We start from the raw sequence: 22,676 nt of genomic DNA, 5'->3' as shown, positions 1-22,676 counted from the left end.
GGGCCCACCCCCGCATGCCGGTACGGCCCGCGCCGGGTGGGCGCGGGCCGTACGGGAGAAACCGGTCCTACTCGACCGTCACGCTCTTGGCGAGGTTGCGCGGGCGGTCGACGTCGCGCTCCAGGGCGACGGCGGCGTGGTAGGCGAACAGCTGCAGCGGGATCGAGAGCAGGATGGGGTCGAGCTCGACCTCGTTCTTGGGCACCACGATGCAGTCGTCGGCCGCCTCGGAGGTGCGGTGGCCGACCATGAGGATGCGCCCGTGCCGGGCGCGGATCTCGCCCAGCGTGGTGAGGTTCTTGTCCAGCAGCTCGTCGTCGGGGACGATCGCGACCGTCGGCAGCTCGGGGCTGATCAGCGCGAGCGGGCCGTGCTTGAGCTCGCTCGCCGGGTACGCCTCGGCGTGGACGTAGGAGATCTCCTTGAGCTTCTGGGCGCCCTCGCGGGCCACCGGGTAGCCGCGCACCCGGCCGACGAACATCATGCCCGGCGAGTCGGCGTACTTCTTCGCCAGCTCCCTGATCCGGTCCTCCAGCGTGAGGATCTCCTTGATCTGCTCGGGCAGCCGGCGCAGGCCCTCGCAGATCCTGCGGCCGTCGGCCGGCGACAGGTCGCGTACGCGGCCGAGGTGCAGGGCGAGCAGCGCGAACGCCACGGCCGTGGAGGTGAACGCCTTGGTGGAGGCCACCGAGACCTCGGGACCGGCGTGCAGGTAGATGCCGCCGTCGGTCTCCCGCGCGATGGCGCTGCCGACGGTGTTGACGATGCCGAGCACCCGGCCGCCCTTGCGCTTGAGCTCCTGCACGGCGGCGAGCGTGTCGTACGTCTCGCCCGACTGGCTGATCGCCACGTACAGCGTGTCGGGCTCGACGACGGGGCTGCGGTAGCGGAACTCCGACGCGGGCTCGGCGTCGGCGGGGATGCGGGCCAGCTCCTCGATGAGCTGCGCGCCCATCTGGCCCGAGTAGTACGCGGACCCACAGCCGATGATCTTCACGCGGCGGAAGGAGCGGGTCTCGCGGGCGTCCATGTTGAGGCCGCCGAGGTGGGCGATGTGGAACCGGTCGTCGATGCGGCCGCGCAGCGTGCGGGCGACGGTGTCGGGCTGCTCGGAGATCTCCTTGAGCAGGTAGTGCTCGTAGCCGCCGTTGTCGTAGTGCCCGGCGTCCCAGTCGACCGTGAACGGCTCCTTGGCCGTCTCCCTGGCGTCGCTGGTGAACGTGTTGAACCCGTCGGCCTTGATGACCGCGAGCTCGCCGTCCTCCAGGTGGACGACCTGGCGCGTGTAGCGGATGAGCGCGGCGACGTCGGAGGCGGCGAACATCTCCTTCTCGCCGAGGCCGAGCACGATCGGGCTGCCGTTGCGGGCCACCACGATCTCGCCGGGGCGCTGCGCGTCGATGACGGCGATGCCGTACGTGCCGACCACGCTCTTCAGCGCCCGCAGGACGGCCTCCCGCAGCGAGTCGGTCTCCTTGACCATGCGCCCGATGAGGTGCGAGAGCACCTCGCTGTCGGTCTCGCTCTCGAACTTCACGCCCTCGCCCTCCAGGCGGCGGCGCAGCTCGTCGGCGTTCTCGATGATGCCGTTGTGCACGACGGCGATCCGCTGCTCCTGGTCGAGGTGCGGGTGCGCGTTCACGTCACTGGGCGCGCCGTGGGTGGCCCACCGGGTGTGGCCGATGCCGCTCGTGCCCTTGAACTTCGCGGGTACCTCCGCCGCCAGGTCGGCGACCCGGCCCTTGACCTTGCGCGTCTTGAGGCTCTTGGCGTTCACGACGGCGAGGCCGGCCGAGTCGTAGCCCCGGTACTCCAGTCGCTGGAGACCTTCGAGCAGGATGGGTGCCGCATCCTTAGGCCCGACATAAGCGACGATTCCGCACATAACCGCTCCTATCCGTAAACGATCCGCCGGAGCTGGCGCAGGGTCAGCTCCGGTGCCGCGACACGTCTTCCCGCGAGCTCGGCGGAGATTCTGGGAAAGATCTGGTCGTTCGTCAGCCCCCTCGACTTGAGTTCGCCGTGGCGGCGCCGCACGTACTCTTCCGCGGGCTCGCCGAAGTACGTCAGAACGTCGGCCACCACGCGGGCCGCCTCACCCGGCCCCAGTGAGGTGGTCCGGGTGAGATGGCCGATCAGATCCTCGAAGGGATGCCGTGCCGTGGACACAGAGCAGGACCCTAACGCAGTGCGGATGCCGACTAACAAGTTTCCTGCCCGTTTTCGGGCAGGATCAGTCCGCAGATCGCCCCGCACGGCATCCGTACGGTCTGTCGCGCACGCAGGAGGTGGCCGCCCGGAGCGAGCACGCGGCGGAACACGCGGTGGAACCCGGCGAACGCGGCGAGCACCGCGCGGTCCAGCGGCAGGCGGTCGAGCGCGTTTCTGCCGAGCGCGGCGTAGCGGACGGCGACGGCGTCGTACGCCTCCGGCGTCGCGGTGAGACAGGGGGCGGATTCGGTCATGGCGGGCGACTCCAGTGCTTCGACCCACCCCTCGCGGACCGCCGCCCCCGCGGGTCGGCGCGGCGTCAGGTCGCCGGGGCGGCGGCGCGCAGCACCTTCATGAACTCGCGCATCCAGGCCGGATGGTCCGGCCAGGCCCGCCCGGTCACGAGGTTCTGATCGACGTGCGCCTCACTGTCGACCCACGTGCCGCCGCCGTTCTCGACGTCAGGGGCGCAGGCGGGATACGCGCTGCTCTCCCGGCCCTTCAGCACCCCGGCCGCCGCGAGCACCAGCGGCCCGTGGCAAAGCGCGGCGATCGGCTTTCCGGCGTCCGCGAAGTGGCGGACGATCTCCTGGACGTCCCGGTCGCCGCGGATGTACTCGGGGGCGCGTCCGCCGGGGATCACCAGCGCGACGTACTCGTCCGGATTCACGTCGGAGAAGGCGACGTCGGCCGCCCAGGTGTGGCCCGGCTTCTCGGTGTAGGTGTCGAAGCCCTCGACGAAGTCGTGCACCACGAACTGCAGCTTCTTGGCGGACGGCGCCGCGATGCGCGCCTCGTAGCCCTCCTCCAGAAGCCGCTGGTACGGGTACATCACTTCCAGGTCCTCGGCCGCGTCACCGGTGATGATGAGCACCTTCGCCATGGCGTAACCCCCTCGTGCGTACGGTTGCCGCCTCATCCTGCGCACGGCCTCTCCCGCAGGTCAACGTCTCACCCCGCTTCGGTCAGGTCCCGCGTGCGCTGGGGATCGGCGGCAGTTGGCACCGGCACCCTCCGGGATCCGCTAGAGTTGTTCACGCGTCGCCGGGAAAAACCCGAGCGATGGCTGCGGAAGTGGCTCAGTGGTAGAGCATCACCTTGCCAAGGTGAGGGTCGCGGGTTCGAATCCCGTCTTCCGCTCGGAGCCCGGACGACATCCGGGCATGGACGATTAGCTCAGCGGGAGAGCGCTTCCCTGACACGGAAGAGGTCACTGGTTCAATCCCAGTATCGTCCACCAGTCACAGAGAAACCCCGGCCACGGCCGGGGTTTCGTCGTTTTCCCCATCCGATCGCAGGGCCCGCGCGTCCGCCCCCTGGATCGTCTTGGAGCCGGTCGCCTCGCGATCGCTCGACCACATCACCGCCCAGGACGGCCCGCTCCCCGCCTCACGGGCCGCGGCCACCACCCGGGAAACGCTCTCGGCCCTCATTCCGCCCACGCGGCCGGCATCGCCGGACAGGGCCCAGTTCCTTTATCCGGAGGCCGAAATGAAGGAGGCCTCGGGCAGCCGTTCCTGGGCTGCAACGCCTTCGTCAACAAGGGACATGTGGCCCGCGCGTACCGCGAACCGGAGCGCGCCGTCGAAGCCGATGCGACGTTCTGCCACTTCACCTGGAAGGCGCGCAAGGAGTATTGGTCGACCTTCGCCCCCACCATGAGCGCCGTTCTCGAATCCCTCAGCCCGCCCGCCTGACGTCCACGGCCGGCACCCGCGCGAGCGCCTCGGCGAGACGGATGGTCTCGGACCTGTGCCGGCCTCCGTCCTCACGGCGTCGCGTCGATCCGCGACGGCGCCGGCCGCCGAATGCGGCCGGCGCCGTCGAGAAACCGCGGCACGGCGCTCGCCTTTTCCGGCGAAGCATTCCCGCCACCACCGGTACGCCCCCGCCATGAGCACCGGTATCGCGATGGGCACGGCCGATCCCTGCCGATTCCCAGCGCCGAGATAATCTTCTATCAATTATCTCCACATGGCCACAATCCATTTCACCGGAAATCATACGACGCTTGTCTAGATTTCCTCTTAATGGCGGACTTTGTCGCCATTTTCCCGAACTACCAGGACGGGACGACGAGAACCTGCGGCGCGGCCTGGCGCATCCGGGTGCGCAGCCAGAGCAACTGGACGGCCGTCTCTGGGGCGCAGTGGCGGGTGAGGCCGAGCAGGTCGTCGTCCCTGAGCCCACGGGCGGCCTGGGCGACCACGCTCCACGACAGGTCGCACTCGGTGGCGAGGAGGTACAGCCCGTGCAGCTCCCGCAGCAGCGCAAGGCCGCCGCCGTCCCCTCCGCCACGCCCCGGCGTCACGCGAGGACGCCGCGCCGCCCCGGGGTCCGCGCCCTCGGCGGCCGCCCGCTCCCGTTCCACGGCCCCGCGAACCACCCGCTGGAGGTCCGCCGTCTCCAGGCCCGCCGCGTCGAAACCCCCGCCGTCGATACTCGCGGCGTCGAACCCCCCGGTCTCCAGGCGCGGCACCTCCAGCCCCTGCGGCCCCGCCCCGGGCGCTCTCGACTGCGCGGGACGGGGATCGCGAGGGCCTCCGGAGCGGTACCGCCACAGGAAGGACTCCAGTCGGTCGGCGTGGTCGCGGCACTGCGCGGCCAGGCGCTCGCAGACGCCGCACAGGTCGGCCTCGCGGGGATGGCCGTGCCGCAGCGCGCGGAACCCGGACGACAGCTCGTGCTGCGTGCGGGACAGCGTCTCCAGATAGCGCGCCAGATGCTCGCTCACCGATCGTCCCACCCGCGGGCGGCGTCCCCCCAAGCGGTGCGTGTGCGTGCAGAGACCATGTTTCGTCGCTTCCTTCCGGTAGGCCGACCCACCTCGTCTCCGGCGATCGCGGACGTCAGACCTCCTCGTACCGTTCCGGCGCCTCCCCTCCTCCGGCCGCGGCCGTCACCTCGGGCCGCGCGGTCACACCACGGTCGAGGCGCGTGGCGGCGGCCGAGTAGAGGCCCTCTCCCACGGCGGCGTCCTCGCACCGCCCGGCCTTCACCAGCCGGACCGCCGCCACCGTCCGCAGCGGCCGGCGGGACACCGGGTCCCACGCGGTGAGCGTCAGCTCCGCCGCCGCCCGCGTCACGGCCTCGCCCTGCCCGTCGAGCAGCAGGACCACGGCTCCCGGGCGTACGCCCGACAGGCGCGCGACGGCCTCCAGCACGCCGAGGGGCGACTCGACCCGGACGAGGTCGCCGTCCTCGAGGCCGAGCGCCGCGGCGTCGCCGGGATGGATCTCCAGGCGCGGCTCGGCCGGGAACGGCTCGGGCGCGGCGCCGCCGAGACGGGCCGGCCGGGCCGGAAAGCGGCACGGCGCCGGGCGGGTGGTGAGGACCAGGGGGTGCTCGTCGTCGGCGACCTCGGGAGACGGCTCGAAGTCGGCGGCGTGGAGGAAGGCCCGTCCCCCGGGGTTTTCCGCGTGGTAGCGCTCCTCGCCGTACTCGGCTCCCGTGGCGAGGTCGGCCCCGAACGTCTGGCAGTGCCCCGGCCGGGTGGCGAAGCGCCCCCCCGCGTACAGCCTCTCGACCCCGTGGGAGCTGGACGGCATGCAGGGCCACTGGACGCCGCCGGTCCGCAGGCGCTCGTAGGTGATCCCGGTGTGGTCGCACGGACGGCCTCTGGAACACGCCTTCCAGGCCTCGAACGCCGACTCCGCGTCGGTCCAGTGCACGAGCGGCCGGCCGGCCCGGTCGCGCAGGTCCATCCGCCGCGCGTAGTCGAGCAGGATGTCGAGGTCCGCCCTGGCCTCCCCCGGCGGCTCGACCGCCTTCTCGCACAAGTGCACCGTGCGGTCGGCGCCGGTGACGGTGCCGGCCTTCTCGCCCCAGGTCGCCGCCGGGAGCACCACGTCGGCCAGCCGCGCGGTCTCGGTCAGGTAGGGATCCTGGACGACGACGAACAGGTCCTCCCTGGCGAGGATCCGGTCGAGGCCGGGCACCGTGGCCGCCGGGTCGGACGCCGTGATCCACAGCAGCCCGACCGAGCCCTCCTCGGCGTACCTGAGGATCTGGGTCGCGTGTGTGGCGGGCCCCCAGTGCGGGATGACGGCGGGGTCGACGTTCCACAGGTCCGCCAGCTCGCGCACGTGCCCCGTGTCGGCCCAGTTGCGCAGCCCGGGCAGGTCTCCGGCCGAGCCCGCCTCCAGCGCGTCGCTCCCGGGCCCGCCGAGCTGGAACAGCCCGGCCCCCGGCCGGCCGAGCATGCCGCGCAGCAGGTGGACGTTGTTGACCTGGCAGGCGGCGGCGGTCGCCTGGTTGGAGCCGAGGAAGGCCGGGCCCACGGTCGACATCAGCCGTTCGGCCGCGCCCAGGATCTCGGCGGCCTGCTCGATCTGCCCGACCGGCACCGCGCAGATCTCCGCCGCCCGCTTGGCGGGGTACGCCTCGACGACCCGCCACAGCCGTTCGAACCCCACGGTGTGCGCGGCGACGTAGGCCGCGTCGTACCAGCCGCCCGCGATCAACTCGTGCAGCAGCCCGTTCAGCAGGGCCACGTTGGTGCCGGGACGCACGGCGAGGTGGACGTCGGCCTCCCTGGCCGCCGCCGTCTCCCCCGGGCCCACCGCGATCATGGCGGGCGGCCTGGAACCGAGCCTGCGGTCGAGCATGCGCTCCCACAGCACGGGATGGGTGGCGGCGCAGTCGTGTCCCCACAGCGCGAGCGCGTCGCAGTGGTCCACGTCGGTGTACGAGCCGGGCTGGCCGTCGGTGCCGAAGCTCGCCGCGAGCGCGGCCGCGGCCGCCGCCGCGCCCCAGCGGGTGTCGCCGTCCATGTGTGGCGTGCCGATCCCCGCCTTGCCGATGACGGCGAGGGTGTAGTGCTCCTCGAGGAACAGCCGCGTGCCCGTGTGGAAGGCGAGGCGGCCCCAGCCGCCGGGCCGGGCGAGCAGTTCCCTCGACCTCGCGACGATGCGGTCCATCGCGACGTCCCACGTCGTCTCCACCAGCCGCCCGGCCTCACGTACCAGGGGGCGGGTCAGCCGGCCCGCGCGCGGCTGCCAGGCGTGCCACTCCCGGGGGTCGAGCCTGCCGTGGTTGACGCGGTCGCCCGCCCTGCCGCGCACGCCCGCGACCCGGCCGCCGCGCACCGCCAGGTCGAGGGCGTCGCCGTTGGAACCCGCCGCGGAGACGGCGGGAACCCAGCGTTCGACGTCCGGCTCGGCGACGCCGTCCTCCGGGAACACGTCGACACGCACCGGCCAGGGGCTGCCGAGGCGGATGACCGGGGGAAGCGCGTCGCGCATGTGGCTCGGCAGGGCCGCGGCCAGCCGTTCCACCGCGTCCGGAGGTCCAAACGGCGTGCGCCGCCCCCTGGGATCGGCGATCCGGTCCAGCACCTGGCACCTCCGCGGTGACGACGTGTGAACGAGGCGTCCCGTACCCGGTGCCATGCACCCCTGATCCCAGAATCGCCCGAACTGACCGGTTCCTTTTCGAATACTTTCCATACGGTGTTAATGCCGGGCCGCGCCCCTGTAGGGGTCTCGTGATCTGTAAAGTGCATTTACTGGGTGTTGTCGGCGCGGCCGGCGGGGGCGGCCCGCGCGTTCGCGTGTGGGGTGCGAATGGACGGACGCACGGCCGGTTCGGTCGTCACGGGCACGTCCGTGCCACTCGTCGGACGGCGGGACGCGCTGACCGCGCTGCGGGGCGCGATGGCGGCCAGCCGCCGCGACGGGTTCCAGTTCCTCGCGCTGGCCGGCGAGCCGGGCGCGGGCAAGACGCGGCTGCTCGGCGAGCTCGCGGCGATGGCCGGCGGTGACGGGTTCACCCCGCTGTGGGGACGCGCCGCCGAGTACGAGCAGATGCTCCCCTACAGCGCGCTGGTGGACGCGCTCGACGACCATCTCGACACACGCCGGGAGGATGTCGTCAGGTCCGTGGGGTCCGGGCAGGCCGCCCTGCTGTCCGGCGTCTTCCCCGGGCTCGCCGCCGACGCGGCCCCGGCCGGTGACGAGCCCGCGCTGGCCGACGACCGCAGCGGCCTCGCCCGATACCGGCTCTACCGGGCCGTACGGCACCTGGTGGGCGCGCTGGCCGGGCCCACCGGCCTGCTGCTGGTCCTCGACGACGTCCACTGGGCCGACGACGGCACACTCGAGTTCCTCGACCACGTCGTGCGGCATCCGCCCGCCGGCCCGGTGCTGATGGCCGTGTCCTTCCGCCCGGCCCAGGCCGCTCCGCGCGTGGCGCGGCTGGCCGCGGCGGCCGGTCCGCGCGGGCACGAGGTCGTGGTCGGTCCCCTCAGCGCGGCCGAGGTCCGGCAGTTCCTCGGCCCCGACGTCAGCCGGGGACGCGGCATGGCGCTGTACGAGGCCAGCGGCGGAAACCCGTTCTACCTGGAGGCGCTGGCCCGGATGGGCGGCACCGACGTGGCCGAGCTGCCGCCGACCGTGCTCGCCGCGCTCCAGGTCGAGCTGGGCGACCTGTCCCCCGGCGCGCTGCTGGTGGCCCAGGCCGCCGCGGTCACCGCCGACGAGTTCGAGCCGGCCATCGCCGCCGTGGCCGGCGAGGTTCCGCCGGCCGCCACGCTGGCCGCGCTGGACGAGCTGGTCGAGCGCGACATCGTCCGCAGCGCGGGCGGGCGGTTCCGCTTCCGCCACCCCCTTGTGCGGCGCGCCGTCTACGAGTCTGCGGCGGCGGGCTGGCGCCTGGGCGCGCACGCCAGGATCGCGGCCCACCTGGCCGAGCTGGGCGCCCCGGCGACCGTGCAGGCCCACCACGTCGAGCATTCCGGGTCGTTCGGCGACCAGCGGGCCGTGGAGGTGCTGGTGGCCGCGGCCCGCGCGGTCACCGCGCACGCGCCGGCCACCTCGGCGCACTGGCTGCAGGCGGCGCTGCGGCTCATGCCGGACGACGCCGCGACCCGGGAGGACCGGCTCGCCCTGATGATGGAGCTGAGCTGGGCCCAGGGGATCAGCGGCAGGCTGGCCGAGGGCCGCGACACCGCCCGCGAGCTGCTGCGCACGCTGCCCGAGGACGACCACCCCCGCCGGGGCCGCGCGGCCCGCGTCTGCGCGCTGATGGAGCGCCAGCTCGACCGCCCGCAGGAGGCCAGGGCGCTGTTGCTCGACGAGCTGAGCCGCATGCCCAATCCGCGGGCGGCCGCCGCCGTGCCGATGCGGATGCGCCTGGTCGCCGAGAGCATGATGCGGGTGGACTTCCGGGCCGCCCAGGCCGTGCTCGACCTGATGCCCGACAACGCCGACGACTGGGAGCCCGGGCTGGCGGTCGCGGTGGCGGCCCTGCGCCCGATGCCCGCCCTGGCCGCCCGCCGTACGGACGACGCGCTGCGCTACGCCGAGATCGCCGGCAAGCTGCTCGCCGACGCGCCGGACGATCACCTGTCCGAGTGGCTGGACGCCATCGCCTGGCTGTGCTGGGCCGAGTCCTACCTCGGCCGGTACGGCGAGGCGCTGCGGCACTTCGACCGGGCGGCGGCCGTCGCGCGGTCGACCGGGCAGACCTACATCCTGACCAATCTGCTCGCGGGCCGGGCCAAGACGCTGGTGGCGACGGGCCGCCTGGCGGAGGCCAGGGCCACCACGGAGGAGTCCGTCGAGGGCGCCCGGCTGCTCGACTCCGGCCAGCAGCTCGTCTTCGCGCTCACCCAGGTCTGCCTGGCCGAGTCGTGGAGCGGCGACGACGAGGCGGCCCTGCGCGCCGGCGACGAGGCCGTGCGGTGCGGCGTCGGGGCGGGCGAGACCTGGGAGGCCAATGCCCGCTACGCGCGGGGACAGGCCCTGGTCAACGCGGGCCGGTTCGCCGACGGCATCGAGGCGGTGCTGGACGCGTGCAACCGGTTCGAGTCGCCGCGCCTGGACCCGGGGACGCTGCTCCAGGCGTGCGAGACGCTCGCCTACGCGGAGGCCGCCCAGGCAGCCGACGCGAAGACCGACACGAAGACCGAGGCGGAGGCGGCCGCGCGGGCGGCGCAGTGGGCGGAGCTCGCCCTGCGGCTGGAGGAGCCGCGCCTGCCGGCCTACTGCGGCTTCGCCGCGCTCGCCCGCGCGCACGCGCTGTGCCGCCGGGACCCGCACGCCGCGGCCGAGGCCGCGGAGGAGGCGGCCCGGCTGCTGGCCGCGGGCGAGCGGCGGCTCGACGCGGGCCGTGCGCTGTTCACCGCCGGGCTCGCGCGTCTCGGCACGCCGGGCGGCCGGAGCCGCGCCAGGGAGCACCTGCGCGCCGCGGCCGAGGTCTTCGACGCGTGCGGCGCCCGCGCGCTCAAGGCGCGCACCGAGCGCGAGCTGCGCCGCCTCGGCGTACGGGTGGGCGGCGGCGCGAGCACGGCCACGGGCGGGGAGGCGGCCAGGTTCGGGCTGTCGCCCCGCGAGCTGGAGGTGGCGCTGCTGGTCGCCGAGGGGCTGACCAACCAGCAGGTCGCCGAGCGGCTCTTCCTCAGCGTCCGTACGGTGGAGACGCACCTGTCGCGGATCTTCGCCAAGCTGGAGGTCACCTCCCGGGTCGGCGTGGCGACCGCCCTCAAGCGGTGAGCGCCGACAAGTACGGGTTTTCCACGATGCCGCCGATACGGGTGGTCCTGGGATGGTAGCCCCGGCAGAAAGGCGATCGAATGGAACACCGCATACCCCGGTTCACGCTTGACGGCGTGCGGGACGCCGAGGTCACGGTTCATCCGTTCGCCACCGAGGACGAGCTGGGGTTACAGCTCACCCGGTTCCGCCGCGACGACACGCCGGCGCAGGGGGCGCCGGACGACGTCGTGCTGCTCGTGCACGGACTGACCTCGTCGAGCGACATGTTCATCATGCCGGAGCACACGAACCTGGTCCGGTTCCTGCACGACAGCGGGTTCGGCGACGTGTGGACGCTGGATTTCCGGATGAGCAACAGGTTTCCGTACACCATGGAGACCCGCAGGCACACGCTGGACGACATCGCCCAGTACGACCACCCGGCAGCACTGCGCGAGATCCGCCGCCACGTGGGGGCGCGGCGGATCCACGTGGTGGCCCACTGCCTGGGGTCGGTGACCTTCCACATGAGCCTGTTCTCCGGGGCCGTGAGCGGGATCGCCAGCCTGGTCGCCAACAGCGTCGCGCTGACGCCCCGGGTGCACCCCTGGGCCCGCCTCAAGCTCGCCCTCGGTCCCGCATTGCTGGAGTACGGCACGGGCCTGTCCTACCTGGACCCGCGGTTCAGGGACGCGCCCCCGCTGACGCGGCGGTGGCTGCTGGCCCGCGCCCTCTCCTTCCTCCATCCGGAGTGCCGGGAGGCGGCCTGCCACATGCAGAGCTTCATGTGGGGCAGCGGCAGGCCCGCGATGTACCGCCACCGGAACCTGGCGCCGGGCACGCACCTCCACGAGCGGCTCGCCGACCTCAACGGCGCCTGCGACCTGCACTACTACCGGCACGTGCGGAAGATGGTGGCCGCCGGGCGTGCGGTGAAGTACGACACCGGCGACCCGCGGCACGCCGCGCTGCCGGACGACTACCTGGCCGACGCGGCCGACGTCGAAACGCCGATCCTGTTCATGACGGGCGACCACAACGACGTCTTCACCGACTCCAACATCGTCTGCCACCGTGTCCTGTCGAAGGCGGCGCCGGGGCGGCACGAGCTGCGGATCCTGCCCGGATATGGGCACATCGACCCCCTGATCGGGGCAAACGCGCATCGGGACGTCTTCCCGCACATCCTCGACTTCCTGAAGCGGCACAGCGATCGCTGAAGCGAACTGAGAGATCATTCATGGAACACGTCGACGCGGTCGTGGTCGGTTCGGGTTTCGGCGGCGCGGTCGCCGCCTACCGCCTCGCCGAAGCGGGGCTGTCGGTGGTGGTGCTGGAGCGGGGCAGGGCGTACGCGCCGGGGGAATTCCCGCGCGGCCCGGCCCAGCTCGGCCGCGCCTTCTGGGACCCGGCCGAGGGCCTGTACGGGATGTTCGACATCTGGAGCTTCTCCGACTGCGACTCTGTGGTCGCCAGCGGCCTCGGCGGCGGCTCGCTCATCTACGCCAACGTCATGCTGCGCAAGGACGAGGACTGGTTCGTCCACGAGCAGAAGCTGCCCGGCGGCGGCTACGAGTCGTGGCCGGTGACCAGGGCCGACCTCGAGCCGCACTACGACGCGGTCGAGCGCATGATCGGCATCTCGCCCTACCCGCTGAGCCATCCCGGCTTCGACGACACGCTGAAGACGCTCGCGATGCGGGACGCGGCGGCCGAGCTGGGACTCGACTGGCGGCTTCCGCCGCTGGCCGTCAGCTTCGCGCCGTCGCCCGGGGCGGAGCCCTGCCAGGGCACGCCGGTCGCCGGCCCTGCGTACGGCAACCTGCACGGCGTGCCGCGCCGTACGTGCCGGTTGTGCGGCGAGTGCGACCTCGGCTGCAACGACGGCGCGAAGAACAGCCTCGACCACACCTACCTGTCGGCCGCCCGGCACCACGGCGCCGACCTGCGCACGCTGCACGAGGTGCGGCGCATCAGGCCGCGCGTGGGCGGCGGCTACGACGTGCAGTACGTCGAGCACATGCCGCGCAGCGACGAGGCGGGCGAGGACGGCGACGGGATGCCCCGATCGACCGGGCCACACACGATCAGCTGCGACCGGCTCGTCCTGGCCGCAGGCACCTACGGCACGTCATTCCTGCTGCTGAAGAACCGGGCGGCCTTCCCCGGCCTGAGCGGGACGCTCGGCACCCGCTTCTGCGGCAACGGGGACATGCTGGCGTTCCTGCTGCGGGCCACCGACCGGAGCAGGACCCGGCCCATCCGGGCGAGCCGCGGACCGGTCATCACCAGCGCGATCCGGCTCGACGACGGCGCGGACGGGCGCGGCGCCTACATCGAGGACGGCGGCTATCCCGAGTTCGTCGACTACCTTGTCGAGGGCGCGGACATGCGGCCGGGCCGGATCGCCCGGTTCCTGCTGCGGCGGCTGCGCAACATCCTGACCCACGACACCAACCTGTCGGCGGAGTTCGCCGACCTGATCGGCCGGGGCGAGCTGTCGGGCACCTCGCTGCCGCTGCTCGGCATGGGCCGCGACGTCCCCGACGGGAGGCTGCGCCTGCGCGACGGCCGCCTCGACGTGGACTGGACGGCCGAGACCAGCGAGGACTACTACGAGCGGCTGCGCGCGATCATGCGCAGGATCGGCGACGTGCTCGGCGCGGAGTACGCCGACAGCCCGCCGTGGTGGCGCAGGCGGGTCATGACCGTGCATCCGCTGGGCGGCGCGCCGATGGGCCGCCATCCGGGCGAGGGGGTCTGCGACGCGTACGGAGAGGTCTTCGGCTTCCCCGGGCTGTACGTCGCGGACGGCGCGGCCCTGCCTGGGCCGGTCGGCGCCAATCCGTCGCTGACGATCGCCGCGCTCGCCGACCGCATGAGCACCCGGATCCTGGAGACCCGCGCGTCCGTCGCCGCGCCCGCGGTAAGGGCCATGGAGGTCGAGGCCGTGGGGGTGCAGGCCGTGGGAGTGGAGGCCGTGGGAGTGGAGGCCGTGGGAGTGGAGGCCGTGGGAGTGGAGGCCGTGCCGGTGGGGACGACGGCGCGGGTCGGCGCGGCGCCGACCGCCGCACCGGTGGCCCCCGAGACGATGGGAACGCCGCAACCGCAGGCCGGCTCGCAGGTGCCGGCCGTCCCCGGCGGCCGTCCCTTCGCGGCCCGGCCTGCCGACGAGGCGAGCGTGTTCGAGGGCCGGACCTCGCTGTGGTTCGTGGAGGAGATGCGGGGACTCCTGATGCCGGGTCCGCCCGGCCGTGCGGGTCGCGGGGGTGCGGCCGGAGGGTTCCCGTTCTCCTTCCGCCTCACGATCACGATCGACGACATCGACCGTTTCCTCACCGAGCCCGAGCACGAGGCCAGGGCGGAGGGCTGGATCGAGGCCGACCCGTGCGGGGGCAGGCGGCCGATCGCCCGGGGTTCGTTCAACCTGTTCGTCCCCGGGGAGACGGCCGGGCAGCGGCGCATGTGCTACCGCCTGCACTTCTGGGACGCCGACGACCGCCCCCTTACGCTGGCCGGGCGCAAGGAGATCCTGCCGGGCGCGCCGACCCGCCTGTGGCTGGACACCTCCACCCTGCACGCCCGCCTGCTTGAAGGGCACGTCGAGGAGGACGGGGACGAGGACGCCGCCGTGGTCGCCACGGGGACGCTGCGCATCCTGCCGTCCGACCTCGTGCGGATGCTCACGACGTTCCGCACGGCCGGGCCGGACGGCGCGGCGGCCGTGACCCGCTTCTGCCGGTTCTTCCTCGGCGAGCTGTGGGAGGTCTACGGTCCGGCCCAGGGGTCGTAGTCGACCTCCAGCGGTTCCTGGGCGGGCCGGTCGGGCTCGGGGACGTGCCGGAGGTTGACCCTGATCCTGGTCCAGGTCGAACTGCGCCCGCGCATCGAGTCGACCAGGACGTCGGCCGGCCGCAGGAGGCGGGTCACCTCGGGGTGGCGAACCTTCCATCGTTCGAGCCCGGCCATCGCCTCGTCCCGCGTGGCGGCCCTGGCGATCTCGACGAGCGGCATGACGGACCCGCGCCGGCCCTCACGCGGCGGCGCCGCGGGCCGGTCCGGCCGCGGCCCCTGGGCCTCGGCCAGCTCCAGCAGGGCGTCGAGGGAACCCGCCCGCTCGTCCATCCCGGCCCACGGGTCGCCCGCCTCGGCGTACCGGTCGGGCATCGACGCGAGCGTGAAGTCCTCCGGCCTGCACCCCGGCACCTCGTCCCACGCCAGCGGGGCCGAGACGAGGCCGGTCGGCCGCACGGAGTAGGCGGAGGCGACGGTGTGGTCGCGGGCGTTCTGGTTGTAGTCCACGAAGACGCCCTGCCGCTCCTCCTTCCACCACCGGCTGGTGGCGACGTCCGGCTCCCTGCGCTCGACCTCCCTGGCCACGGCCTCGGCGGCCCGCCGCACCTCGCGGAAGGTCCAGCGCGGCTCGATGCCGGCGTAGACGTGGAACCCGCGTGAGCCCGACGTCTTGGGCCAGGCGGTCAGGCCGTGCTCCTCCAGCACGTCCCTGGCGACCAGGGCGACCCGGACGATCTGCTCCCAGCCGACGCCGGGCACGGGGTCGAGGTCGATCCGCAGCTCGTCCGGATGGTCGAGGTCATGAGCCCGTACGGGATGGGGGTTGAGGTCGACGCACCCCAGGTTCACCGTCCACAGCAGGCAGGCGAGGTCGCGGATCACCACCTCCTCCGCCGTGCGGCCTGAGGGGTAGCTCAGCTCGACGACCTCCACCCACTCGGGGCGCTTGGCGGGCGCGCGCTTCTGGAAGAACGCCTCCCGGTCGACGCCGTGCACGAAGCGCTTGAGTATCACCGGCCGGTCGGCCACGCCGCGCACCGCCCCCTCGGCGACCACCTGGTAGTAGGAGATCAGGTCGAGCTTCGTGTGCCCGGTCCGCGGGAAGACAACGCGGTCCGGATTCGTGATCTTCACGATCCTGCCGTCGAGCTCCAGCGTCATGCCGCCACACTACGTCGCTCCCCCGACGGCACCCCGGCAGGGCGCGGCGGATGCGCGATCTCTCAAGGCGCCGCAAGGAACCGCCCGTGGTTCGCAAGTCCCGATTGCCACGATTCGTGTGGGCCGTAGATCGCGGCCCGGTACGAACGGTGGGAGTGCTCACCCAGCAGCCGCACCTGTTCGCCGGCACGATCACGGACGACATCGCCGGATTCTCCGGACTGAACAGGTACGCCGTCGAGCACGCCGCCCGCATGGCCGAGATCCACGACGAGATCGTGCGATGCCCTTCCGGAGTCAAGCGCTGACATTCGCGGACGGACGCTCTAAGATCGCCGCCCATAGCCGACATACGGCAGGGAAGGCAGGCGCAGGCCCTTGATCTCCGACAGATGGTCCGCGTCGGCCGTGGAAGGGCTCATCTCGTTACCACTGGAGTCTCTGCTCACCGCTGACTACGAAGCCGATCCCGCGCTCGTCCACGAGCGCCTGCGTGCCAGGTATGGCCCGGTGGCCCCGGTCGAACTCCTCGGTGTGCCGGTCTGGTTCGTGTGCGGTTACGACGAGGTGCTGCACGTCATGCAGAACGGGCGCGGCATCTGGAGCAAGCGCGTGGACCACTGGCGGGCGTACGCGGAAGGGCGCGTTCCCGCCGACTGGCCGCTGCTCGCCCTCCTGCAGGCCGACAACTCGGGCTTCCACGACGGGGAGAGGCACCGGGTTCTGCGCGGCGCCTGGATCGCGGGGCTCCGGCCGTTCCAGGATCCCGGGAGCGAGCAGGCGCAGCGGCTGGAACGCGCCATGGTGAGGTACTGCGACGACCTCATCGGCGTGATGGCGGAAAGCGGGCCCACCGGGCAGGCCGACCTCGCCGCCCAGTATGGGCGGCCGTTCCCGTTGCTCGTCGCCAACCACCTGCTCGGCGTCACCATCGAGCGGGGCGAGGAGATGGTGATGGACCAGTGGCGACTGCTGGACGGCCCCGACTCCGCGGGTGCGTACCAGCGCTTGTACGCCACCCTCCTGGAACTGGCGACGGTCAAACGGCAGCGGCGCGGCGACGACCTGCCGTCGTACATGATCGAGGAAAAGCCGGACCTCACCGACGAGGAACTGGCCCGCGAGTTGTTCATGCTGTCCGGCTTCCTGGACTTCACCGGCAGCCTGATCTGCAACGTCATCGTCGAGGTGCTCACCAATCCCCGGCTCAGGGAGACCGTGTCGGTCGGCGCGATCGAGGAGGCGGTCAACCGCGTCGCCCTGACCAACCCGGCGCTGGCCAACCTGACCTTCCGCTACGCCAGGACGGACGTGAAGCTCGGCCGTTTCACGATCGCGGCCGGCGACCCGGTGATGCTGTCCATCGCGGGCGCGCACGCCGACCCGCGGTTCGCCGACGCGCTCACCCGCGACACCGTCCGCAGCACCCGCGCCCACCTGGCGTGGGGCGCGGGCCCGCACCGGTGCCCGAGCCAGCGGCTGGCCATCCAGATGTCCACGATCGCGGTGCGCCGCCTGCTCGACCGGTTCTCGACGCTGAAGCCGGCGCTTCCGGCCGACCGGCTTCCCTGGCGTCCCTCCCCCTTCGTACGCGCGCTGCGAGCCCTGCCCGTGCACTACGAGGTCAGCGCGAGCTTCGCCCCCACGCCCCGGCCCGAGTCCGACGGCGAGCCGTCGGCGCCGGCCGTGGAGGACGGCGGCGACGGGCGTCCGAGGTCCGGTCTCGTCGCGTTCCTGCGCAAGCTGCGCCGCGCGCAGTGAGTCACGGCCGGATCTGCCTGGTGATCGTCGGGTCGGTGATCTCGGTGTCGGCGGCGAGCAGGAACGCCTTGGACACGATGACCGACAACAGGCCGCCGTCCTCCTCGAACGGCAGGAAGACCCGGTCGCCGGACCCGCGCGGGACGATGCACAGATAGGCGTCGTTGGGCTCCATCAAGATGTTGCCCGACCCCAGATGGATCTTGTACGTGCGCAGCTCACCCCGCACCACCAGGAAACGATCGGCCAGCGAACACCGATCGGCGATCGCCAGCCGCGGCAACAACCGGGCCAGCGCGTCACGACGCACCCGGGCGTTCTCGGACAGGTCCCCGAAGCCATAGGACTGCCAGTAGTCCCGCAGCCCGTCCACTCCCCGGTCGAGCCACTCGGGGTCCGCCCCGATCGACGCGACCGCGACGAACAGGTCCACGTCCCGCATCGCCTCGCTGAACACCAGCGGTGGCACCTCGCCCAGCGGCGCCTCGCGCCAGCCGTCCTCGGCCGCCCGCTGGAAGCGGACCTGGCCGGTGGTGGCGTATCCGTCCTCGTGCCAGAGGTAGTCGTGGAAGAACGTCGCCCGCCAGCCTCCCCCGGCCAGCACCCGCCGGGCCTCACCCCCGGAGCCGCCGTCCCACGGCCCGAGATAGCCGGCCTGCCACCCACGCTGCTTGAACAGCGCGTAGAGCTTGTGGTAGCCGACCACATGCCCGGCGAACCGGTTGGAGTAGACCCCGGTCGCCTCCTCGGCGGGCGTCAGCAGGTACACCTCACGGAAGGCCTGCTTGAACGGCTGGCGCAGCTCCTTGTCCTGCACGATCTCGCGCCAGGCCCGCACCTCCTCCGGCGTGGCACGGGCCGGATGCCACAGCCGCACGGGGACGTCCGGAACGGTCAGCCCGAGCTCGCTGCGCCACACCCCGGGCGACACCTCGAAGTCCCAGATCAACCGGTCGGCGACCGGATGTCCCTCGAGTCGCCGGTAGGGCGGCGCGACCTGGTGGGCGTACCCGGCCTCCAGCGCCCTGACCAGGGTCGCCTGCTGCCCGCGGACCTGCTTGGCCAGCTCGCGCAGCCGCTTGACCTCGTCGGGATGCTCCCGTTTGACCGCGGCCGGGACCGTCTTGAGCTTCCTGTCGCCGTGCCACCACGACAGCTCGACCTCGCCGTCGATGGAGATGACCGCGGTGTGCTCGCCCAGCGTCCGCCGTACGCGCCCGTCCGGCAGCTGGAAGGCGACCTCCACCCGGTCGGCCAGCGCGGGTTCGATGCGTTTGAGCATGCGGTCGAGCTGCTTGGGCACCCCCGCGTGCCGGGTCGCGTCCCTGGCGGCGCGTAGAGCGGAGACGGCCTCGGGGGTCGGGTGATCCTCGGCCGCGCGGGCGATCTCGAACAGCACCCCCTGTGAGGGCAGGGTCTTGGCCTTGGTGGGCGCCACCGCGACGCCGCGCACCAGCCGTTCCAGCGGCTCGGGGAGCCAGGGCTCGTCCCGGAGGAGCGCGATCCGTACGGCACGGCCGATCGTCTGCTTCTCTCCCACGCCGAACGCCTTCTCCGCCCGATAGGGCAGCTCCCCGGCATGGATCGCGGCGACGCGGGCCGCGGCCGCCTCCACGGTGGTGCGGACGAAGGCGACATAGCCCGGAAGAGTGCTCAGCCGCTCCCTGGCGTCGGGCAGCGGCGGCGGGACGTTCCGGTAAGACGGGGTCTCCGAGATCTCCTGCACGAACTCGGCGAACAGCGCCCGCCGTGCCACGTCCCAGCCGAGCAGCAGCTCCACCTCGGCCACGGCCAGCGGCCCGCGCCCGGCGGTGAGCCGCTCGGCCACCTCGGTGTCCAGCCCGGCGAGCCCGGCGACGGCCAGCAGCGAGAAGGGCTCGTCGAGCCGATCCTCCTGGAGCAGGCGCTCCACCACGACACGGGCCGGATCGGTCAGCCGGTCGAGCGGCGCGCCCGCGGGACACCGGACCAGCGCGCCTGCCCCGAGCCGAATGTTCTCCCATCGCCCTGCCATGGCGTCGAACAGGTCGGCGCACGCCTCCGGCGTGAACAGCGGCTGACGCTCCCTCACCTCTTTTTCGACCTCCCACCGTGCCGAAACGGCATCACCGTTCTCCACGTCGACGCGATACACCGCGGGGAGCAGCGCTCCCAGCTCGTACGCGCTGAGCTGCGAGGCGTCGAGCGTGTACGCGGCATGCGCGGTGGCGACGCCCGCAAACAGATCGCGCGGGTGCCGCGCCCGCTGGTCATACCTCGCGGCTCCCGTCATCAGGTCGTGCAGGAACCGCGCCCGCGAGGACAGGGGTGTGCCGTGGAGGTTCATGGCCGGACCTGCCTGGTGATCGCCGGGTCGGTGATCTCGGTGTCGGCGGGGAGCAGGAACGCCGGCTCGTCGCGGGCTCCGCCTCGGCGTCCGTCGGCGTGACCAGACCGCGGAAGTACGGCGCGGGAGAGGCGTTGTGGCGGGCCACCTCCTCGCGGACGCGCAGACGCACCAGCTCACGGGCCGTGATCCGGTCGGGCAGGTCCGGAAGGGAGAACTCGGCCAGAGCGCGGCCTGTCGCGGTCTCATCGCGAAACATCACTGACGCCATCGGACGACTCGTTTCCGTGAAGATCAGAAGATGGCGTAATTCATAGCAGTGACGGACGACAAATAAGCGGACGACAAATAGGCGGCCCCGTGGCGGGCGGCTGCCGAGGTGGGATCAGGCGAGGCCGGCGGCGCGGAGCGCCTCGCCGAAGGCGGCGCGGTTGGCTCGCTGGTCGGCGACGGCCCGCGCGAGGGCCTCGGTGTCCGAGGCGCGGAAGGCCGGGACGTCCTGCTCGATCACGATCCAGCCCTCGTAACCCGACCGCCGCAGCTCGGCCAGCACGGCGGGCAGGTCCAGGTCGCCGTGCCCGAGCGGCGGGAAGCCACCCGCCGCGACCAGGTCCCACAGGTCGCCGCCGCCCGCGCGGATCCGGGCGAGGACGTCCCGGGAGGCGTCCTTGACGTGCACCTGGCGGATGCGCGAGGACCAGTCGCGGATCGCCGCCACCGGGTTGCCCCCGGCCAGCCACAGGTGCCCGGTGTCCAGGCACAGCGAGACGTCGGTCAGGTCGAGCAGCCGCTCGATCTCCTCCGGTGTCTCCACGTCGGTGCCCAGGTGGTGGTGGAAGACGGGTTCCAGGCCCCGCTCGCGGCAGCGGGCCGCCGCCTGCCCGATCCGCCCGGCGTACGCGGGCCAGTCGCCGTCGGGCAGGGAGAGCCGGGGGTCGGCCGGCATGCCGGGACGGGCGAACCGCTCGGGCCGGTCCGGGCAGGCGAGCGTCGGCCGCGGCGCGAACCGAGGGTCGGCGTCGCGGACGGCGGTGAACACGTCGAGGGCGGCGTCGAGGGCGGCCAGGTCCTCGCGGAAGCCGTCCGGGTCGTCGTAGCGCAGGTCCACCCAGCCGCCGGCGAGCCCGAGACCGTGCGCCGCGAGCCACTCGGGAAGGGTTTGTGCCGCGCCCAGGTAACCGATCGGCCCGGAGTCGGTGCCGTCGTACCCGGCCTCGCGCATCGTCGCGAGCATCTCGTCGGGCCCCAGCGGCGCGCTGTCGGCGCGGTAGACGCCGAAGTTGACGGGAGCGCTCGCCACCCGCACCGCCCAGGGAGCCGTGTGCGCCGTCACCCCGTCACCTCCGGGAAGCGCACGAGCCTGCCCTGCTCGCGGGCGGAGTGCGTGGCGCCGGTGGCGCCGCTCACGTGGACGAGGACACGGGTGCGGTCGCCCCGGAAGACGTCCTGGGAGAACTCGAAGGCCCGGCCCTGCTCGTCGGAGGTCGTGCGGGTGATGGCCAGGACCGGCACGCCGGGCTCCACGCCGAGCACCGCCGCCTCCTCCTCCCCCGCGGCCACCGCCTCGATGCGTTCGAGCGCGTCGGCCGGGCGCACGCCGTACCGTTCGGCGAGCAGCTCGTAGACCGACCCGCCGAGAGGCTGCTCCAGCAGTCCCGGGAAGCGCAGCGCGGGGAACCGGGCCTGCTCCAGCGAGAGCGGCACCCCGTCGGCGAACCTGATGCGGACGATCTCGGTCACCAGGTCGCCCGGCTGCATGCCCAGGGCCGCGGCGGTCGCCTCGTCGGCGCCCGCGATCGTGGCCCTGACCACCCGCGACCCCGCGGTGAAGCCCTGTTCGCGCAGCAGCGCCGGCACGCCGACCACGCTCGACAGGTCGCGCTCCACCTTGCCGCCGCTGACGAACGTCCCGCCGCCCCTGCCGGGGACCCGGCGCACCGCGCCCGCCTGCTCCAGCAGCCCGAGCGCCTGGCGCAGCGTCGTACGGCTGACTCCCATCCGCGTGGACAGCTCGCGCTCCGAGCCGAGCCGCTGGCCCGGCCGGAGCTCGCCGCTCGTGATGAGCCGGAGGACCTCCCGCCGCACCGCCTCGACCGCGCTCTCGCCATCCAGGTCGCGGGACACCTGCTCACCTTTTCCGTTTCACATGGACGAACCATGACAGAGCATGGATCGGCATTGAATCACAACCCGGTCATCGCATCCTGCGATTCGGGCAGGACCTGGCCGCCGTCCACGACGAGCGAGTGCCCGGTGATGAACGCCGCCTCGTCGGTGGCGAGGAACAGGCAGGCGTTGCCGATGTCCTCGACCGAGCCGAGGCGGCGCATCGGGATCGCGGCCTCCATCCCGCGCAGGTAGTCGTCCCCCAGGTCGGCCAGTCCCTCCGTCAGGATGTTGCCGGGCAGGACGGCGTTGACCGTGATGCCCTTCGGCGCCAGCTCGACCGCGGCGGTGCGCATGAACCCGAGCTGCCCCGCCTTGCTGGCGCCGTAGTGCGACCAGCCCGGCAGGCCGGTGAAGGGACCGGTGATGGAGGAGGTGAGGATGACCCGCCCGTGGCCGGACGCCTCCAGCGCCGGCAGGCACGCGCGGACGCAGAGCATGTTGCCCTTGAGATTGACGCCGAAGACCTCGTCGATGTCGGCCTCGGTCATCTCGGAGAGCTTCTTGTCGGGGAAGATGCCGGCGTTGGCGCACAGCACGTCGACGCCGCCGTGCCGTTCGGCCGCCGTCTGGGCGATGCGCTCGCAGTCCGCGGCCCTGGACACGTCGGCGACCACGTACGACGCGCCGATCTCGGCGGCGGCGGCCTTCAGCGCCTCCTCGTCGCGGCCCGCGATGAGGACGTTCGCACCGGCGCGGGCGAAGACCCGCGCGATGCCCTTGCCGATGCCCTTGCTGCCGCCGGTCACGACGACCGACCGCCCGGCCACTGGGGTGAACAC

At 72.7% G+C, this 22,676-nt stretch carries 17 protein-coding genes and 2 tRNA genes; 8 read left to right on the top strand and 11 right to left on the bottom strand.

The features are described 5' to 3' along the window. Positions 1-67: 67 nt before the first annotated feature. From glmS to ACQEVJ_RS14445, 4 genes are all read right to left on the bottom strand, one after another. A complete protein-coding gene (gene glmS / locus ACQEVJ_RS14460) occupies positions 68-1,885 on the bottom strand; it encodes a glutamine--fructose-6-phosphate transaminase (isomerizing) (RefSeq protein ID WP_433101070.1) in 1,818 nt (605 codons plus the stop codon). Positions 1,886-1,893: 8 nt separating this feature from the next. Further along, a complete protein-coding gene (locus ACQEVJ_RS14455; protein ID WP_079319166.1) occupies positions 1,894-2,169 on the bottom strand; it encodes a hypothetical protein in 276 nt (91 codons plus the stop codon). A 32-nt stretch (positions 2,170-2,201) separates the two neighbouring features. Continuing rightward, positions 2,202-2,465, bottom strand: coding sequence for a hypothetical protein (locus ACQEVJ_RS14450; RefSeq protein WP_433101068.1), 264 nt, complete (start codon positions 2,463-2,465; stop codon positions 2,202-2,204). Between the two features lie 65 nt (positions 2,466-2,530). After that, the gene (locus ACQEVJ_RS14445) at positions 2,531-3,094 is read right to left on the bottom strand and encodes a DJ-1/PfpI family protein (RefSeq protein ID WP_433101066.1); all 564 of its coding nucleotides are present in this window, start codon (positions 3,092-3,094) and stop codon (positions 2,531-2,533) included. 185 nt (positions 3,095-3,279) lie between these two features. On the opposite strand from ACQEVJ_RS14445, the gene ACQEVJ_RS14440 reads away from it, so the two are divergent. The 3 genes from ACQEVJ_RS14440 (at position 3,280) to ACQEVJ_RS14430 (ending at position 3,908) form a co-directional block, all read left to right on the top strand. Next, positions 3,280-3,351, top strand: a tRNA-Gly gene (locus ACQEVJ_RS14440). Positions 3,352-3,376: 25 nt separating this feature from the next. After that, positions 3,377-3,451 (top strand) — tRNA-Val (locus ACQEVJ_RS14435). A gap of 310 nt (positions 3,452-3,761) precedes the next feature. Next, positions 3,762-3,908 (top strand): hypothetical protein, encoded by a 147-nt coding sequence (locus ACQEVJ_RS14430; protein ID WP_433101064.1) that lies wholly within the window; start codon positions 3,762-3,764, stop codon positions 3,906-3,908. Between the two features lie 362 nt (positions 3,909-4,270). Here the strand turns inward: ACQEVJ_RS14430 and ACQEVJ_RS14425 are convergent, their stop codons facing one another. Both ACQEVJ_RS14425 and ACQEVJ_RS14420 read right to left on the bottom strand, forming a co-directional pair. Further along, positions 4,271-4,945 carry a hypothetical protein gene (locus ACQEVJ_RS14425; protein ID WP_433101062.1) on the bottom strand — a complete coding sequence of 225 codons (675 nt, stop codon included), beginning with the start codon at positions 4,943-4,945 and terminating at the stop codon, positions 4,271-4,273. Positions 4,946-5,060: 115 nt separating this feature from the next. Then, complete coding sequence (locus tag ACQEVJ_RS14420; RefSeq protein WP_433101060.1) at positions 5,061-7,547, bottom strand: molybdopterin oxidoreductase family protein; 2,487 nt, start codon at positions 7,545-7,547, stop codon at positions 5,061-5,063. A gap of 228 nt (positions 7,548-7,775) precedes the next feature. Here ACQEVJ_RS14420 and ACQEVJ_RS14415 point away from each other — a divergent pair, with 228 nt between their 5' ends. From ACQEVJ_RS14415 to ACQEVJ_RS14405, 3 genes are all read left to right on the top strand, one after another. Then, entirely contained in the window at positions 7,776-10,703 is a 2,928-nt protein-coding gene (locus ACQEVJ_RS14415) for a helix-turn-helix transcriptional regulator (protein WP_433101058.1), read from the top strand. Positions 10,704-10,783: 80 nt separating this feature from the next. Then, positions 10,784-11,905, top strand: a complete 1,122-nt coding sequence (locus ACQEVJ_RS14410; RefSeq protein ID WP_433101056.1) for an alpha/beta fold hydrolase — start codon at positions 10,784-10,786, stop codon at positions 11,903-11,905. Positions 11,906-11,925: 20 nt separating this feature from the next. After that, complete coding sequence (locus tag ACQEVJ_RS14405) at positions 11,926-14,478, top strand: GMC oxidoreductase (protein WP_433101054.1); 2,553 nt, start codon at positions 11,926-11,928, stop codon at positions 14,476-14,478. On the opposite strand, the gene ligD is transcribed toward ACQEVJ_RS14405, so the two are convergent. After that, entirely contained in the window at positions 14,454-15,641 is a 1,188-nt protein-coding gene (gene ligD / locus ACQEVJ_RS14400; RefSeq protein ID WP_433101052.1) for a non-homologous end-joining DNA ligase, read from the bottom strand. The two genes, ACQEVJ_RS14405 and ligD, sit on opposite strands and share 25 nt — an antisense overlap. Before the next feature lie 149 nt (positions 15,642-15,790). On the opposite strand from ligD, the gene ACQEVJ_RS14395 reads away from it, so the two are divergent. Beyond that, positions 15,791-15,949: a hypothetical protein gene (locus ACQEVJ_RS14395; RefSeq protein ID WP_433101050.1), complete on the top strand. Its 159-nt coding sequence runs from the start codon at positions 15,791-15,793 to the stop codon at positions 15,947-15,949. Between the two features lie 70 nt (positions 15,950-16,019). Then, positions 16,020-17,402, top strand: a complete 1,383-nt coding sequence (locus ACQEVJ_RS14390) for a cytochrome P450 (RefSeq protein WP_433101048.1) — start codon at positions 16,020-16,022, stop codon at positions 17,400-17,402. 1 nt (position 17,403) lies between these two features. Here ACQEVJ_RS14390 and ACQEVJ_RS14385 read toward each other — a convergent pair whose 3' ends face one another. The 4 genes from ACQEVJ_RS14385 to fabG form a co-directional block, all read right to left on the bottom strand. Further along, positions 17,404-19,728, bottom strand: a complete 2,325-nt coding sequence (locus ACQEVJ_RS14385) for a DUF4132 domain-containing protein (protein WP_433101046.1) — start codon at positions 19,726-19,728, stop codon at positions 17,404-17,406. Between the two features lie 385 nt (positions 19,729-20,113). Beyond that, positions 20,114-21,061, bottom strand: a complete 948-nt coding sequence (locus tag ACQEVJ_RS14380) for a sugar phosphate isomerase/epimerase family protein (protein ID WP_433101044.1) — start codon at positions 21,059-21,061, stop codon at positions 20,114-20,116. Continuing rightward, positions 21,058-21,852 carry a GntR family transcriptional regulator gene (locus ACQEVJ_RS14375; protein WP_139575261.1) on the bottom strand — a complete coding sequence of 265 codons (795 nt, stop codon included), beginning with the start codon at positions 21,850-21,852 and terminating at the stop codon, positions 21,058-21,060. The genes ACQEVJ_RS14380 and ACQEVJ_RS14375 overlap by 4 nt, the downstream gene beginning before the upstream one ends. Positions 21,853-21,911: 59 nt before the next feature. Further along, positions 21,912-22,676 carry a 3-oxoacyl-ACP reductase FabG gene (gene fabG / locus ACQEVJ_RS14370; RefSeq protein ID WP_433101042.1) on the bottom strand — a complete coding sequence of 255 codons (765 nt, stop codon included), beginning with the start codon at positions 22,674-22,676 and terminating at the stop codon, positions 21,912-21,914.

The organism is Microbispora sp. CA-102843, assembly GCF_050936215.1.
Taxonomy (GTDB): Bacteria; Actinomycetota; Actinomycetes; order Streptosporangiales; family Streptosporangiaceae; genus Microbispora.
This window is presented reverse-complemented; position numbering and strand designations above follow the sequence as displayed.

What these genes read in the sequence shown, in the direction of transcription:
- ACQEVJ_RS14415 (WP_433101058.1), top strand. Translation starts at nt 7,776, where the DNA reads ATGGACGGACGCACGGCCGGTTCGGTCGTCACGGGCACGTCCGTGCCA.
- ACQEVJ_RS14385 (WP_433101046.1), bottom strand. Translation starts at nt 19,728, where the DNA reads ATGAACCTCCACGGCACACCCCTGTCCTCGCGGGCGCGGTTCCTGCAC.
- ligD (WP_433101052.1), bottom strand. Translation starts at nt 15,641, where the DNA reads ATGACGCTGGAGCTCGACGGCAGGATCGTGAAGATCACGAATCCGGAC.
- ACQEVJ_RS14450 (WP_433101068.1), bottom strand. Translation starts at nt 2,465, where the DNA reads ATGACCGAATCCGCCCCCTGTCTCACCGCGACGCCGGAGGCGTACGAC.
- ACQEVJ_RS14405 (WP_433101054.1), top strand. Translation starts at nt 11,926, where the DNA reads ATGGAACACGTCGACGCGGTCGTGGTCGGTTCGGGTTTCGGCGGCGCG.
- ACQEVJ_RS14410 (WP_433101056.1), top strand. Translation starts at nt 10,784, where the DNA reads ATGGAACACCGCATACCCCGGTTCACGCTTGACGGCGTGCGGGACGCC.
- glmS (WP_433101070.1), bottom strand. Translation starts at nt 1,885, where the DNA reads ATGTGCGGAATCGTCGCTTATGTCGGGCCTAAGGATGCGGCACCCATC.
- ACQEVJ_RS14445 (WP_433101066.1), bottom strand. Translation starts at nt 3,094, where the DNA reads ATGGCGAAGGTGCTCATCATCACCGGTGACGCGGCCGAGGACCTGGAA.